General features: G+C 61.7%; 13 protein-coding genes. 6 read left to right on the top strand and 7 right to left on the bottom strand.

Translation table 11 applies throughout. The annotated features are described in order from the left end of the window. The first annotated feature begins 60 nt into the window (after positions 1–60). Both HCK86_RS06820 and HCK86_RS06815 read left to right on the top strand, forming a co-directional pair. On the top strand, positions 61–798 hold the full coding sequence (locus tag HCK86_RS06820; RefSeq protein WP_176083706.1) for a 16S rRNA (uracil(1498)-N(3))-methyltransferase: 738 nt from the start codon (positions 61–63) through the stop codon (positions 796–798). Positions 799–969: 171 nt separating this feature from the next. Further along, entirely contained in the window at positions 970–2,343 is a 1,374-nt protein-coding gene (locus HCK86_RS06815; RefSeq protein WP_176083705.1) for a glutamate--cysteine ligase, read from the top strand. A gap of 281 nt (positions 2,344–2,624) precedes the next feature. Here the strand turns inward: HCK86_RS06815 and HCK86_RS06810 are convergent, their stop codons facing one another. Then, positions 2,625–2,900: a DUF1127 domain-containing protein gene (locus HCK86_RS06810; RefSeq protein ID WP_176083704.1), complete on the bottom strand. Its 276-nt coding sequence runs from the start codon at positions 2,898–2,900 to the stop codon at positions 2,625–2,627. A 335-nt stretch (positions 2,901–3,235) separates the two neighbouring features. Here HCK86_RS06810 and HCK86_RS06805 point away from each other — a divergent pair, with 335 nt between their 5' ends. Further along, a complete protein-coding gene (locus tag HCK86_RS06805) occupies positions 3,236–4,192 on the top strand; it encodes a LysR substrate-binding domain-containing protein (RefSeq protein ID WP_176083703.1) in 957 nt (318 codons plus the stop codon). Between the two features lie 64 nt (positions 4,193–4,256). Here the strand turns inward: HCK86_RS06805 and HCK86_RS06800 are convergent, their stop codons facing one another. After that, positions 4,257–5,033 carry an SDR family oxidoreductase gene (locus HCK86_RS06800; protein ID WP_176083702.1) on the bottom strand — a complete coding sequence of 259 codons (777 nt, stop codon included), beginning with the start codon at positions 5,031–5,033 and terminating at the stop codon, positions 4,257–4,259. 156 nt (positions 5,034–5,189) lie between these two features. Between HCK86_RS06800 and HCK86_RS06795 the strand changes: the two genes are divergently transcribed. The 3 genes from HCK86_RS06795 to HCK86_RS06785 all read left to right on the top strand — a co-directional run bounded on the left by HCK86_RS06795 (position 5,190) and on the right by HCK86_RS06785 (position 8,631). Continuing rightward, a complete protein-coding gene (locus HCK86_RS06795; RefSeq protein WP_246739488.1) occupies positions 5,190–6,161 on the top strand; it encodes an AraC family transcriptional regulator in 972 nt (323 codons plus the stop codon). A 94-nt stretch (positions 6,162–6,255) separates the two neighbouring features. Beyond that, positions 6,256–7,152 carry a LysR substrate-binding domain-containing protein gene (locus HCK86_RS06790; RefSeq protein ID WP_176083701.1) on the top strand — a complete coding sequence of 299 codons (897 nt, stop codon included), beginning with the start codon at positions 6,256–6,258 and terminating at the stop codon, positions 7,150–7,152. A 165-nt stretch (positions 7,153–7,317) separates the two neighbouring features. Further along, positions 7,318–8,631, top strand: a complete 1,314-nt coding sequence (locus tag HCK86_RS06785; protein ID WP_176083700.1) for a polymer-forming cytoskeletal protein — start codon at positions 7,318–7,320, stop codon at positions 8,629–8,631. 52 nt (positions 8,632–8,683) lie between these two features. Here HCK86_RS06785 and HCK86_RS06780 read toward each other — a convergent pair whose 3' ends face one another. Genes HCK86_RS06780 through HCK86_RS06760 form a run of 5 tightly spaced genes read right to left on the bottom strand, consistent with a single transcriptional unit; the run spans position 8,684 to position 13,935 of the window. Further along, on the bottom strand, positions 8,684–10,627 hold the full coding sequence (locus HCK86_RS06780; RefSeq protein WP_176083699.1) for a 3-hydroxyacyl-CoA dehydrogenase NAD-binding domain-containing protein: 1,944 nt from the start codon (positions 10,625–10,627) through the stop codon (positions 8,684–8,686). A gap of 1 nt (position 10,628) precedes the next feature. After that, the gene (locus HCK86_RS06775; protein WP_176083698.1) at positions 10,629–11,330 is read right to left on the bottom strand and encodes an ABC transporter ATP-binding protein; all 702 of its coding nucleotides are present in this window, start codon (positions 11,328–11,330) and stop codon (positions 10,629–10,631) included. Beyond that, entirely contained in the window at positions 11,317–12,105 is a 789-nt protein-coding gene (locus tag HCK86_RS06770; protein WP_176083697.1) for an ABC transporter ATP-binding protein, read from the bottom strand. The genes HCK86_RS06775 and HCK86_RS06770 overlap by 14 nt, the downstream gene beginning before the upstream one ends. Then, a complete protein-coding gene (locus HCK86_RS06765) occupies positions 12,102–13,058 on the bottom strand; it encodes a branched-chain amino acid ABC transporter permease (RefSeq protein WP_176083696.1) in 957 nt (318 codons plus the stop codon). The genes HCK86_RS06770 and HCK86_RS06765 overlap by 4 nt, the downstream gene beginning before the upstream one ends. A gap of 4 nt (positions 13,059–13,062) precedes the next feature. Then, positions 13,063–13,935, bottom strand: a complete 873-nt coding sequence (locus HCK86_RS06760; protein WP_176083695.1) for a branched-chain amino acid ABC transporter permease — start codon at positions 13,933–13,935, stop codon at positions 13,063–13,065. Positions 13,936–13,970 lie beyond the last annotated feature (35 nt).

Raw genomic sequence — 13,970 nt, 5'->3', positions numbered from 1 at the left:
CCGGATTGCCCGGATCTCTATCGGACGCCAAATCGATCCGCCGACCGGGAGAGTGAAACCATGCGCGCCAATTATCGCCTTCAGCGCCTTTTCGTGACCGATCCGCTTGACGCCGGTGTCGCGATCGAGGCGACTTCCGATCAGTTTCACTACCTCGCCCATGTGATGCGCGCGGAGGAAGGCACGGAGATCCTGCTGTTCAATGGCCGCGATGGCGAATGGCTGGCAAAGCTTTGCTATCCGAGCCGCAAGAAGATCGCCTTCCGGCCGGTTGAACAGACCCGTCCGCAGCCGGCTCCCGCGACGCTGCACTATCTCTTCGCGCCGCTGAAGGTCGGCCGCATGGACTATATGATCCAGAAATCCGTCGAAATGGGTGCCGGCCTTATTCGGCCCGTCATGACCCAGCATGTCCAGGGCCGGATCAACAATATGGACCGGCTTGCCGCCAATATCACCGAAGCCGCCGAACAATGCGGCGTGCTGGCAATACCCGAGCTTCTGGAACCGATCCGGCTTTATGACCTGATCGACCAGTGGGCGCCGGATCGCCGCCTGATCTTCTGCGATGAGGGCGAGGAAAGCCAGAACCCCGTTGCCGCCCTTCAAGGCCTTTCCGGCGAGAAACTGGCACTTCTGGTGGGGCCGGAAGGCGGTTTCTCGGCTGAAGAGCGCGATATGCTGCGGGCAAAACCCTTTGTCACCGCCATTCCGCTTGGGCCGCGCATCCTGCGCGCCGACACCGCCGCCGTTGCCGCCATGGCCGTCATTCAGGCGACGATCGGCGACTGGCACTGACCACAGGAATTTTGTCGTGCCGGACCTTGCCCATGATGGTTTGGACCTCCACATGACAGCCAGTCTGAACGACTGTTCAAACAAATTGACTTGATCCCCTGTTCCTTTGGCGCGATGAGCGCTAAAGCCCTATTCCATCCTGAACAGGCCTCATCACCCAAGGGAAGCTTCATGGCACGCGACACGACCGACGAAACACCGATTACTTCCGTCAGCGCGCTTTCCGACTATCTTGCGGCAGGCTCGAAACCGGAAAGCGAATTTTCGATCGGCACCGAGCATGAGAAATTTCCCTTTTTCAGGCAGGACAACAGCCCGGTCCCCTATTTCGGCGATCATTCGATCCGCGCCCTTCTGCTTGGCATGCAGGAGAAACTCGGCTGGGAGCCGATCATGGACGGTGACAACATCATCGGCCTTGCCGAGCCCACCGGCATGGGGGCGATCTCGCTTGAGCCCGGCGGGCAGTTTGAACTGTCCGGCGCGCCGCTGAAGACGCTGCACGAGACCTGCCGCGAATCAAACCGGCATCTGGCGGTGCTGCGCAGCATTGCCGAACCGATGGGCATCGGCTTTCTCGGCATCGGCGGCAGCCCGAAATGGACGCTCGCCGAAACGCCGCGCATGCCGAAATCACGCTACGACATCATGACCCGCTACATGCCGAAGGTCGGCACGCAGGGCCTCGACATGATGTATCGCACCTCAACTATCCAGGTGAACCTCGACTTTTCCTCGGAACAGGACATGCGCCGCAAAATGGCGCTGTCAATGAAGCTGCAGCCGCTGGCAACCGCACTGTTCGCCTCTTCGCCCTTTACCGAGGGCAAGCCGAACGGGCTGCTTTCCTGGCGCGGCGACATCTGGCGTGACACCGACAACCAGCGCGCCGGCTTTCTGGATTTCGTGCTGGAACCCGATTTCGGCTTTGAACGCTATGTTGAGTGGGCCCTCGACGTGCCGATGTATTTCGTCGTGCGCGACGGCAAATATCATGATTGCACCCACGTCACCTTCCGCCAGTTCATGGCGGGTGCACTGAAGGGTGAGATCGCCGATTATGAGCCGACCATGGGCGACTGGACCAACCATCTTTCCACCCTGTTCCCCGATGTGCGGCTGAAGCGCTTTCTCGAAATGCGCGGCGCCGATGGCGGCACCTGGCGGCGCATCTGCGCGCTGCCCTCCTTCTGGGTCGGCCTGCTTTACGACGAGACCGCCCTTGCCGCCGCAGAAGATCTGACCAGGAACTGGAAGCCCGCCGACATGCACAGGCTGCGCGACGATGTTCCGCGTCTGGCGCTCAGTGCCGACATGGCCGGCACACGTCTCTATGACATTGCCCGCGAGGTCATTGAGATCTCGCGTGCAGGGCTCAAGTCACGCAACAATCGCAACAGCGATGGCACGGATGAAAGCGTGTTCCTGACGCCGCTTGACGAGATCATCGCCAAGAAGACCACCTTTGCCGAGGACCTGCTTTCCCTTTACAACGGGCGCTGGAACCAGTCCGTCGAACCCTTGTTCGCCGAATTCCAGTATTGAACGGCCAAAAGCGGCGCTGGCTCATAAAGTGCCGCTTTCACCAATGCCAGGCCCTGAAACAGCAACAAAAATGCCCGGAAACGGGCTGACGTTTCCGGGCAAAAAAGCAGGGCAAGGCTGTTACCCTGCGGGGAAAATGACGCTTCAAAGCCGTCACGGGCAAGGTTTTCGCGATCGAACCCGCGATGACCTTCAAAGTTCGTCAAATCTCAAAAACGCGCTCAACGAGGCCATTTCATGGCCCTGAGCAGGCGCCGCTTTGTGCGGCGCCGGATCCGTGTTCACAGATGCAGTTCGCCAATGCGCTTGTGGGCAGCGCGTTTCAGGTCGAGCATCGGATCTGCCATGACCGGAGCGAGATAGGCGCGCTCCACATCGGCGCGTGTCAGGCCGATATCGTTCAGCAGGGCATCATCCATGTCGACCATGCGCTTCACGGCGAAACGGTTGCGGAAAAACCGTACCGTGGTTGCGAAGGCCGAACGTGCGGCGTCAAAGATCGTGTAGGGTCTCTGGGCGATCGCCTTTGTGCCAACCGCCCGATCGATCATGCTCATTGTCGTTTCCTTTCATCGTCAGGCATGCTGCCGGCTCGCGGCCGGTCCACGTATCGTCTTTCAGGAATTGCGCAGGCGATACGCGATTTCTCAGGTCTCAGAGCGACAGCGGACATCAGCTTTGATGCCTCGCGCTCCGGGGATGGGTGCGTCGTGATGCCAGAACCTGGCTGCCGCTCGCGATGAATTGTGCCACCCCTTCAGGCCGTTCCGTTCGCTCCGCTTTTCACGGGTCGCGTCTGGTTCGGCGTTGGTTGCACTTTCTCAATTTCTTATTGATCAGTCCAACGAATGTTTTTAATATCAAACATCAACAACGCTTATGGGAGCCTGAGATGCCTGCCCCGCTCGATATCGATCAGTTGCAGACCTTCGTCGCCATTGTCGACAATGGCTCCTTCACGCGTGCCGCCGAACAGGTCTTCAAAACCCAGTCGGCCGTTTCCATGCAGATGCGCCGCCTTGAAGAACGCGTTGGAAAACAGCTCTTTACCAAGGATGGCCGCGGTGTGCGGCTGACGGAGGAAGGCGAGAAGCTCCTGAACTTCGCCCGCCGGATCATCCGGCTGAACAATGAGGCGATGTCAGCTTTCGATGATAACCGGCTGGAAGGTTCGCTGCGGATCGGCACGCCGGATGATTATGCCGATCGCTATATGCCGGACATTATCAGCCGCTTTGCCAAGACTCATCCCAATGTCGAACTCTATATTGTCTGCGAAGATTCGAACGATCTCGCCGAGCGGCTGAAGCGTGGCGAGCTGGATATGGCGCTCGTGACCCATAATCCGCGCACCCGGGATTCGGAAGTTGTGCGCACCGAGCCCTTGTGCTGGGTTGCCTCAGCCAACCACGCCCTGCCGGGTGACCGGCCGGTCCCGCTGGCGGTTGGCCGCCATGATTGCCGTTGGCGCCAGCTCGCCGTCGGAGCCCTGCAGGGCGTCGGGCGCGATTACCGCATCCTGTTCACCAGCTGGTCGGCAACCGTGGTTGCCTCGGCGGTGCTCGCCGGCATGGCAATCTCCATCCTGCCGGAATCAGCCTTGCGCACCGGCATGCGGGTGCTGACCCAGGCGGACGGCTTTCCGCCGCTGCCGCCGGTCCAGATCGGCCTGATGCGCCGCCCGGGCGCACCGGCTTCACTGACGACGGCACTTTCGAACCACATCATCGCCTCGCTCGACAATATCAGCCCGGTCGAGCTGGAAGAGAAATATGAGAACGGCACCGCCATCCAGCAGTCGCCGCGTCAGCCACGGCTGCGTCCCGGTCATATTCTCGCCAGCTGGTAAGCGTTGAATTCAGCCCTCGGCCGCCGCACAACGTCAAGCGATGCGCGGCGGCTTTTTGGCGGGATCAGGCCAGCGGCGCTCTGCCTGCCAGTTCGGCGAAACCCTCCGCGGCATCAGCACCGGCGGGAATGCGCATCGGTACTTGAGGATCGGTCGCCGCCAGAAACACCTTAGCCGCCACATCCTCGGGCCGGGTGATCATGTCGGCTGGTGCCGTCGCCCATTGACGGAACACATCCTCGGCAATCTTCGCATAGGCGTCATGTATGACCATGCCCTTCTCGTCGAGCGCGGCTGCATTCTTGCCGAAGCTGGTCGACGGCGCACGTCCCGGCAGGACGAGACGAACGCCGATGCCGAAGGGTTCCAGTTCCAGCGCCAGGCATTCGGAAAAGGCATTCACCGCCGCCTTGCTGGCGGTATAGACCGAAAGCAGATGCAGCGGCGCCAGGGTGACTGTCGAGGTGACATTGACGATCATGCCAGCACCTCTTGCACGAAACATCGGCAGGAAGGCCCGTGTCAGCGCCATGGTGCCAAACGTATTGGTTTCAAAGACGGTCCGGATGGTTTCAACCGCAGTCCCTTCAAGCGCGTTTAGCCAGCCGACACCCGCATTGTTGACCAGAACATCAATATCACCGGCTGCAGCAACGGCCGATGCAATGCTTGCCGGGTCGGTCACATCGAGCGGCAGAATTTGCAGATTGTCGGAGACTGGCAGCAGATCGGTATCCGGCCTGCGCATCGTGGCGAGGACCTTCCAGCCCCGCTCCAGGAAGAACCGTGCAATCTCAAGGCCAAAGCCCGACGAACAACCGGTAACGAGAACAGTTTTCATGAAGAACTCCATAGCCGGCCGCGGGCGGCAGGCCACAGCCCGCCACCGGATGAAAACCGGCATATACGAAATGGATGACAGGCCAGTCCGCCGGCGATAACCGCGACGACCGACTGACCAGACCAAATATAGACGCCGGGTACTGGATTTCATATAATGCGACGTCGCAGTTTCATTATCGAGCGTCCAGAATTGACCGATCCGCTGGCCGAAATCGTCACCTTTCTCAAACCACGGGCGCCCTATTCGAAATGGGTGACCGCTGCTGGTGCCTGGCGTGTTCGCCGTGAGGAGATTGGACATGTCTTCTATTGCATGATGCTGGACGGGCGGATCAGCCTGACCGTCGACGGCGAGCCCCCCCTGCTGCTGGAGGCCGGAGACTTCGTCCTCGTTCCGTCCTCATTCGGCTTCACCACGCAGAGCGTGGACGAGACAGCGGATGACGATGCCAGCAGCAAGCCGGTCTTTCTCGACAACGGCGCGTTGCGGCTCGGCCGCATCGATGGGCCGCCCGACAGCCAGTATCTCGTCGGTCACTGCGTCTTCGGCTCCCCCGATGCCGATCTGCTCGTCGCGCTGCTACCCAAGGTCGTGGTGGTCAGGCGGGATGGGCGGCTGGAAGCACTTGCACGGCTGCTCAGGGACGAAACACTGGCCCGGCGACCGGCGCGCGATATCGTGCTCGAGCGGCTGCTGGAAGTGCTTTTCATCGAAGCCCTGCGGTCGACAGCAGCCTCCGATGCCGCCCCGTGCCTGCTGCGGGGCCTTGGCGATCCGCGCCTTGCCCAGGCTTTGCGCGCGCTGCATCAGGCGCCCGAGCGCAATTGGAGCGTCGAAGCGCTGGCACAGATTGCGGCGCTGTCCCGATCGACATTCTTCTCCCGTTTTCACAATACGATCGGCACGCCCCCCATGGAATATCTCTATCGCTGGCGGATGATTCTGGCCAAAAACATGCTGCAGCAGGGGACGCTTTCCGTAGCAGCGATCGCCGAACGGGTTGGCTATGGTTCATCAAGCGCCTTCAGCCTGGCCTTTTCGCGCTATAGTGGCCAGGCACCAGCTCATTTCGCCCGCGCCACAGCAAAGGGTAACGATCCGGCGGGAGCGGAACAGCCCCTGTGACCGCGATCTTTGCGAAGCTGGACGATCGCACCGGCACGACAAGGCCATAATTTTTCCTTGTCTGGCTTCCGTTTTCCGATAAGATTGCCCTATCATGGTAACGATCCGCCAACTCCGCTATTTCGAGGCACTGGCCCGCGAACGCCATTTCGGCCGGGCGGCCGAGGCCGTGCATGTCAGCCAGCCAGCCCTGTCCGCCCAGATCATGGAAATGGAGGCGGAGCTTGGCATTCGTGTTGTCGAACGCAGCCGCCGGACCGTCTTGCTGACGGCCGCCGGCGAGCGGGTTCTCGATCATGCCGGCAAGGTGCTGCGCGCCATGGAGGCGCTGGAACAGGCAGCCCGGCCTGAAAAAGGGCCGCTTTCCGGTCCGTTTCGTATCGGCCTCATTCCCACCATTGCCCCCTATCTGATCCCTGCCCTGGTACCGGCGCTGAAAGAAAGCTATCCCGATGCGGAAATCGCGCTGAAAGAGGCGGTCACGGACCGCCTGCTCGATGAACTGGAAAACGGTGCACTGGATGCGGTGATTGCCGCCTCTCCCGTCACCCGTGAGACGATCCGCTCGCGCCTGCTTTTCACCGATCCCTTCCATCTGGCCGTCGCACGCGACAACCACACATTGCTGAGATCACCGCTGAGCGAAGCCCATGTCGACACCGAGCGATTGCTGCTGCTTGAGGAAGGCCACTGCCTGCGCGATCAGGCGCTGGCCGTCTGCCGGTTTGCACCGCAACGCAACAGTGTCAATGTCGGCGCCACCTCGCTGACGACACTGCTGCAGATGGTTGCCAATGACATGGGCATGACCCTCATTCCCGCGCTGGCGATCGCAACCGAGACGGCCCGCATGCCGCTTACCATTCTGTCCTTTGCCGATCCGGCTCCGGCGCGCGAGATCGGGCTTTTCTGGCGGGCAAGCGACCGCCGGGAACACGATATGCGCGCACTCGCCGACGTCGTGATGACTTGTCGCAAGGCTGACGCGTGAAGCGACTATTATCGCACAAGATCGGTGGAAGCGCAGCTGTCTGGCCGATTCGTGCTTGACGGCACGCCGGGTTTCAGCCGAAATGGTCGCGTTATAATTGTATTTCCGTACGGACAAGGGAGGTCCGCCCTACAGGCGGGTGCCGGCTCTTCAGGAGACTATTTTATGAGATCATTTCTCAATGGCCTGATGCTGATTGGGTTGCTTGTGGTCAGCCCGGGCTTGGCATCCGCAACGGAGCCTCTGGTATTCGGCGGCGATACCTATGACAGCGGCCAGACGCCAACATTGAGCGAGGCGAGCCCGCGCAGTGCCTTTGTTGCCGGCGCAACAGCGACGATCACCGCACCGGTCGCCCGTGATGCGCATCTGGCAGCCGGCCAGGTCAGCATCGACGCCCCCATTGGCGGCGATGTCTATACCGCCGGCTTCTGGGTCCGCATTGACGACAGCGTCGGCGGCGATGTCACGGCAAGCGCCTATTCAGTCACGCTCGGCAGTCAGGCCTCGACCGGTGGCAATGTCCGCATCGCCGCCCGCGAGGTGACGATTGACGGACCTGTGCATGGCAGCCTGTTTCTCACCTCACAATATGCCACCATCAATGCTGAAGTGACCGGCGATGTGATGATCCTCGCCGAGGACATCCATTTCGGGCCGAATGCCAAGATCGATGGTTCGCTGATTTATGTCTCGCCCAAGGATGTTGACATTCCCGCAAGCGTGATCTCACCAGATCGTGTCGTCCACAAGCAGGTTCTGGCCTCTGCTCTCGGCGCATTGTCGCGCCTGAAGATCGGCGAGAAGGCGATCGGCATCGAAAGCGGCGTCACCGTCACCAAGGAAGTCGCAACCCATGTCAAATGGCTGCGCTGGTTCGACTGGTCGGACACTGGCGATTATCTCTTCTGGCTTGTCGTCAAGCTGGCCGTACTGGCCGCCATTCTCTACCGCCTGCCGAAGCGGGCTGACGCCATTCGTGAACGGCTGATCGCCCGCCCCTTGGCCTCCTTTGGCCTTGGCTATCTCGGTGCCGCCACGCTGATCGGCACCATCCCGCTGGCCGCCATGACGCTGATCGGCATCCCGCTCATCCCGATCTTTGCTCTGATCCTGATCGTCGGCTGGAACCTTGCCGTCATCATGGCTGTCTATGCGCTGTCCTGGTCGCTTGCCCGTGCCATCAGGCCGTTTGAGCCGACACTGTTCGCCAAGCTCATCGCCTCGGCGATCGGCTTCGTCGTGCTGTCGCTCACCGGCCTGTTCTGGATCGTCGGCTGGCTGATCTATCTGGTCGTCGTCCTGCTTGGCATGGGGGCGATGATGGTGATCTGCGGCCAGGGTTTGAAAGAACAGCGCGCGCGCCGCAACCAACCGGCTCCGCCCTCCCCCAACGCGCATCTGCCGCCGGCGACGACAGCCGCGGAAGCCCGCTATGTCGAAGAACAGCTGCGCCGCCGCGATGAGGGCGACGACTGAGCCTCAAGAGAGCGGCGCCGATTGCAGGGGCCGCTCTCACCGTTTCGGCCAATTAACGGCCTGGATCAGCGCTTTTCCCGGCGATGAACATCGGGCCGCCCTTGTGGCGCGGAAAGCCATAGCCATGAATTTCCACCAGATCGATATCCTCGGGTCCGGCGGCAATGCCTTCTTTCAGGATGGCCTGCCCTTCAGCGGCCATGGCTGACACCAGCCGGGCCGCAATCGCATCCGGTGTCATGACTGTCGCCGTCGCGATACGCCCGGCCAGCAGGCTTGCCGTTGCGTCGGACCGGACCGGCCGGCGCCCGTCATAGTCATACCAGCCACCACCGGTCTTCTGCCCCTTGCGGCCTGCGCGCACGAGAATATCGCCGAGCGTCTCGGCGACCGCCTGCCCTGTCTTGCGCGCGCCCTCGCGCTGCAGAAAGGCAATGTCGAGCCCGCCCATATCCTGCGCCTCGAACGGGCCCATCCTGAAGCCGAAACCACGCATCGCCGCGTCGATATCAGCAATGGCAACCCCGTCCTCCACAAGTCTCTCAGCCTCGGCACGATAGCGTTTCAGGATGCGATTGCCGATGAACCCTTCGCAGATACCCGCCTGCACCGGCACTTTTCCGAGCTTTTTGCCGAGCGCAAAGGCAGTTGCCAGTACATCCGCCGCCGTTTCCGGCACCGGCACGATTTCCAGCAGCTTCATCACATGGGCCGGAGAGAAGAAATGCAGGCCGATGAAGCGTTCCGGATTTGAAAGACCTTCAGCAATCAGACGCGGATCGAGATAGGACGTATTGGTTGCAAGGATCGCATCGGCGCGGCAAACCCGGTCCAGTTCGGCAAAGACGGCGCGCTTGACGGAAATTTCCTCGAACACCGCCTCAATCACCAGGTCGCAGCCGGACAGCGCAGCATAGTCATGGGCGCCGGTGACCCGTTGCATGCGCGCCATACGATCCGCCTCAGCAAGCCTGCCGCTTTTGACGGAGGCTTTGAAAATACCATCAAGATTGGCCATGCCGCGGTCGAGCGCTTCGGCATCGCGTTCAATCAGCGTCACCGTCAGCCCGGCATTGAGCACCGCTGCGGCAATGCCCGCACCCATCGTGCCGCCGCCGACCACACCGACATGCTGAAAGGCGCGCGGCGCGATACCGGCAAGCGCATCCGGCCGGGCCGCCGTCCGCTCGGCAAAGAAGACGTAGCGCAGTGCCGCAGCTTCATCAGAGCCGCGCAGCGCAAGAAACAGGTCGCGCTCGCGCTTCATCGCCACATCGAACGGCGCGGAACAGGCAAAACGGATCGACTCAAGCGCTGAAAGCGGCGCACGGTGTCCAGCTTTTGCCGCCTCTCTTTCCGCCGCCTGCCAGAAATCGTCCGGCATGTCAGCCACAGGGCGTTCGCTGACCCTTGGCGGAAACGGTTTTTCGAGTGCAGCAAGCGCGAAGGCAACGGCATCCCGGACCAGATCGCCTTCGGCAACCGCATCCAGCAAGCCCGCCTCCAGGGCGGCAGGTGCCTTCATCGGTTTACCCGTAGTCGCAAGCTTCACCGCCACGTCAGCGCCGGCAAGACGGGGGGTTCTAACCGTGCCGGAAGCGCCGGGCATGACGCCGAGCGTCACCTCCGGAAGCCCGACCGAGGCGGCAGACGCCGCGATGCGGAACCGGCAGCCAAGCGCAATTTCAAACCCGCCGCCGAGTGCTGCGCCATGAATGGCAGCAATCCACGGCTTTTCCGCCGCCTCGATGGCGGCAACCACATCCGGCAGCTGCGGCTCTTGCGGCGGCTGGCCGAATTCGCGCACATCAGCGCCGGCGATGAAGGTCCGCCCGGCGCAGGTCAGGACGACAGCGCGGACGAAAACATCGGCGTCGAGCGCGGCAACAGTATCGACGAGCGCCTGTCTCAGCGCCGTCGAAAGCGCATTGACCGGTGGATTGTCGATGGTGACGACAGCGATATCGCCGTCATGGCGGATCGAAACAAGGCTCATATCAGATTCCAAGATAGGCTTCACGGACCTGCGGGTCGGCAATCAATGCTGCCGCCGGTCCTTCCATGGTGATGCGGCCTGTTTCCATCACATAGCCGCGATCGGCGATCTTCAGCGCGCCGAAGGCATTCTGCTCGACCAGAAGCACGGTGACGTCGCGGGATTTCAGCGCCTTGACGACATCGAAAATCTGCGCCACCAGCAGCGGCGCCAGCCCCATTGACGGTTCATCGAGCAGCAGGCAGGCCGGCCGGCCCATCAGCGCGCGGGCAATTGCCAGCATTTGCTGCTGCCCGCCGGAAAGCCCGCCGGCAGCCAGATTGCGTTTCTGGCGCAGCACCGGGAACATCTCGAAGGCATCCTCCATGTCCCGGTCGACGCGCTCATCCGTGAACAGGAAGGCGCCAAGCCGCAGGTTTTCCTCCACAGAGAGGTTGGTGAAGATCTGGCGGCCTTCCGGCGACTGGGCAATGCCGCGCGCAAGCCGCTTGTAGCCCGGCACATCCGTGATGATCTCGCCGCGAAAGATCACCTCGCCATCCAGGACCTTCTGCAAGCCCGAAAGGCACTTCAGCAGCGTCGTCTTGCCCGCGCCGTTTGCCCCGACGACGGTAACGATTTCACCGGATTTCACCTCGATATCGATGCCATGCAGCACCTCGATGCGCCCATAGGCCGAGCGCAGCCCCTTAACCGTCAGCATCGGCAGGTTCCTCCTCGTCGGCCGTTCCGAGATAGGCAGCAATCACCGCCTTGTTGCGGGCAACCGCCTCCGGTTCGCCCTCGGCAATCTTCTCGCCATGATCGAGAACGACGATATGGTTGGAAATGCGCATCACCATCTTCATGTCATGCTCGACCAGAAGAATGGCGATGCCGGAGGCCGCCAGTTCGGCAATCAGCCGGTCGATCTCTTCCGTCTCAACCGCATTGCAGCCGGCCGCCGGCTCATCGAGCAGCAGAACGCGGGGGGCAACGGCCAGCGCCCGGGCAATCTCCAGCCGTTTCAGCGCGCCATAGGAAAGATTGCCTGCCTGCCGCTCGGCCGCCTTCTCAAGCCCGACCTTGCGCAGCAGGACCATGGCCGCATCCCGAGCCTTTGCGGCGCGGCGGCGCGACCCGGGCAGCGACAGAAGATCGGCCACCAATGCGCCGCGTTCCTGAAGGTGAAAGCCGGCGATGACATTTTCCAGAACGCTCATCTCCTGAAAGATCTGCAGGTTCTGGAAGGTCCGCGTTAGCCCCATGGCGGCGAGCCTGTCCGGGGCAAAGCCCGTCACCGCCCTGCCATCCAGCAGCACGCGGCCCTCGCCCGGCTGGTAAACGCCGGAAATCATGTTGAAGAGCGTGGTCTTTCCCGCACCGTTCGGGCCGATGACGGAGACGATTTCGCCCGGATTGGCAGCAAAGCCGACATTGTTGACGGCACGGATGCCGCCAAAGGAAATGCCAAGGCCGCTCACCTCGAGAAGGCTCATTCTCCCCTCCCTTTCAGACGCCGCGCAAGCGAGGGCAAGAGCCCCTGCGGCATGAAGATCATCACCGTGATCATGATCGCGCCGAGAACCAGCTGCTCATATTCGGCAAACACCGTCAGCACCTGCGGCAGAAGCGTGAGGATCACCGCGCCGAGGGTGGCGCCCAGCACCGAACCGACGCCACCGAGGACCGCCATCGACACCATCTCGATCGAATGCATGAAGCCCGCGACATCCGGTGTGATGAACTGGTTCTGCAGCGCCAGCAGCGAACCGGCAATCGAGGCATAGACAGCCGAAATGACAAAGGCCTGCAGCTTGACGCGGGCGACATTGATGCCGACCGTGCGGGCAGCAACCTCGGAACCATGCAGCGCCCGCATGGCCCGCCCCGTCGGGCTTTGCGCCAGATTGAGCGCGATCCAGACACCGATCACCAGCACGATGCCGCAGAAGAAATACCAGAACTCGCCGCCGGAAAGTTTGAGCCCCATGTCCTTCAAGAGGCCACGCAGACCGAGATCCGGCACCGCCATGCCATCCGGGCCGCCGGTGATCTCGCGTTCATTGGTGAGAAACAGCGTCATCAATATGCCAAAGCCAAGCGTGGCAACAGCAAGGTAATAGCCTTTCAGCTTCAGGATCGGCCGGCCGATGATCGCGGCAATCACGCCGGAAAGAATAGCCCCACCAATGGCGGCAAGGCCGGGGTGAATACCCAACAGCTCCGGCGCCAGCGCACAGGAATAGGCACCGATCCCGGCAAAGCCGGCGGCGCCCAGCGAGATCTGCCCGGCATAGCCGATCAGCACGACAAGGCCGACGGCGGCGAGCGCATTGACGAAGATCAGCGCACCGACGCGATAATAATAGCCGGACGGGAAGAACAGCGGCAAAAGCGCGATCAATGCCGCAACAATGGCGATCTGGACCCATTTTGAATTCAAGCGCATGCCATCACACCCTTTCGGTCGACTTGTGGCCGAACAGGCCCTGCGGCATGACAAACAGCACCGCGAGGATGACGATAAAGGCGACAGCTTCCTTGTATTGCGACGAGATATAGCCCGCCGTCAGGGCTTCAAGCAGGCCGAGCGCGATACCTCCGACCAGCGCGCCCTTGGGATTGCCCATGCCGCCGAGCATGGCAGCGGCAAACCCCTTGAGCGCCAGCGCCACGCCAACGTCGTATCCCACAAGCGTGATCGGCGTGATCAGCACGCCGCCGAGAGCCGCGATACCGGCCGACAGCGAGAAGGAAAGCGTCATCACCCAATTGATGTTGATGCCGACGAGCTGGGCCGCCTGGCGGTTATTGGCCGCTGCCAGCACTGCCTTGCCGGTCAGCGTCTTGGTGAAGAAGGCCCAGAGCCCGATAAAGACGAACAGCGCGCCGCCGATCACCCACAGGCTCTGCGGCAATAGGGTTGCGCCGAGAATGCGGATCGGATCATCACCGGAAAAGGCGGGAAAGCGATGCAGCTGCTTGTCGAAGATCAGCTGGGCCGCACCGCGAATGAAGATCGACGCGCCGATGGTGATGATGACAAGCGACACCACGGGTGCGCCGCGCGCAGGCTCGATGGCGAGCTTGTTCAGCGCCACGCCTGCAGCAGCCGTGATCAGGATCGCGATCACCGCTGCAAGCGGCAATGGCAGACCGGCTGCATAGGTGAAAGCGGTGATCATGCCGCCCATCATGACGAATTCCCCTTGCGCGAAATTCACCACATCGGAGGCGTTGTAGATGATCGTGAAGCCGAGTGCGACCAGCGCATAAACCGCGCCAACCGTGATCCCGGAGAGCAGAAACTGCATCAATGCGTCCATGGAGAATGGTTCCCGAACGAAAGACGAAACAAGTG

The sequence above is a fragment of the Martelella sp. HB161492 genome (genome assembly GCF_013184775.1).
In the GTDB taxonomy this organism is placed as follows: domain Bacteria; phylum Pseudomonadota; class Alphaproteobacteria; order Rhizobiales; family Rhizobiaceae; genus Martelella.
This window is presented reverse-complemented; position numbering and strand designations above follow the sequence as displayed.

Bases quoted from the DNA above. Each gene is read 5' to 3' on its own strand.
- HCK86_RS06790 (WP_176083701.1), top strand. From the start codon at position 6,256: ATGGTAACGATCCGCCAACTCCGCTATTTCGAGGCACTGGCCCGCGAA.
- HCK86_RS06805 (WP_176083703.1), top strand. From the start codon at position 3,236: ATGCCTGCCCCGCTCGATATCGATCAGTTGCAGACCTTCGTCGCCATT.
- HCK86_RS06800 (WP_176083702.1), bottom strand. From the start codon at position 5,033: ATGAAAACTGTTCTCGTTACCGGTTGTTCGTCGGGCTTTGGCCTTGAG.
- HCK86_RS06810 (WP_176083704.1), bottom strand. From the start codon at position 2,900: ATGAGCATGATCGATCGGGCGGTTGGCACAAAGGCGATCGCCCAGAGA.
- HCK86_RS06785 (WP_176083700.1), top strand. From the start codon at position 7,318: ATGAGATCATTTCTCAATGGCCTGATGCTGATTGGGTTGCTTGTGGTC.
- HCK86_RS06780 (WP_176083699.1), bottom strand. From the start codon at position 10,627: ATGAGCCTTGTTTCGATCCGCCATGACGGCGATATCGCTGTCGTCACC.
- HCK86_RS06770 (WP_176083697.1), bottom strand. From the start codon at position 12,105: ATGAGCCTTCTCGAGGTGAGCGGCCTTGGCATTTCCTTTGGCGGCATC.
- HCK86_RS06815 (WP_176083705.1), top strand. From the start codon at position 970: ATGGCACGCGACACGACCGACGAAACACCGATTACTTCCGTCAGCGCG.
- HCK86_RS06795 (WP_246739488.1), top strand. From the start codon at position 5,190: ATGCGACGTCGCAGTTTCATTATCGAGCGTCCAGAATTGACCGATCCG.
- HCK86_RS06760 (WP_176083695.1), bottom strand. From the start codon at position 13,935: ATGGACGCATTGATGCAGTTTCTGCTCTCCGGGATCACGGTTGGCGCG.
- HCK86_RS06765 (WP_176083696.1), bottom strand. From the start codon at position 13,058: ATGCGCTTGAATTCAAAATGGGTCCAGATCGCCATTGTTGCGGCATTG.
- HCK86_RS06775 (WP_176083698.1), bottom strand. From the start codon at position 11,330: ATGCTGACGGTTAAGGGGCTGCGCTCGGCCTATGGGCGCATCGAGGTG.
- HCK86_RS06820 (WP_176083706.1), top strand. From the start codon at position 61: ATGCGCGCCAATTATCGCCTTCAGCGCCTTTTCGTGACCGATCCGCTT.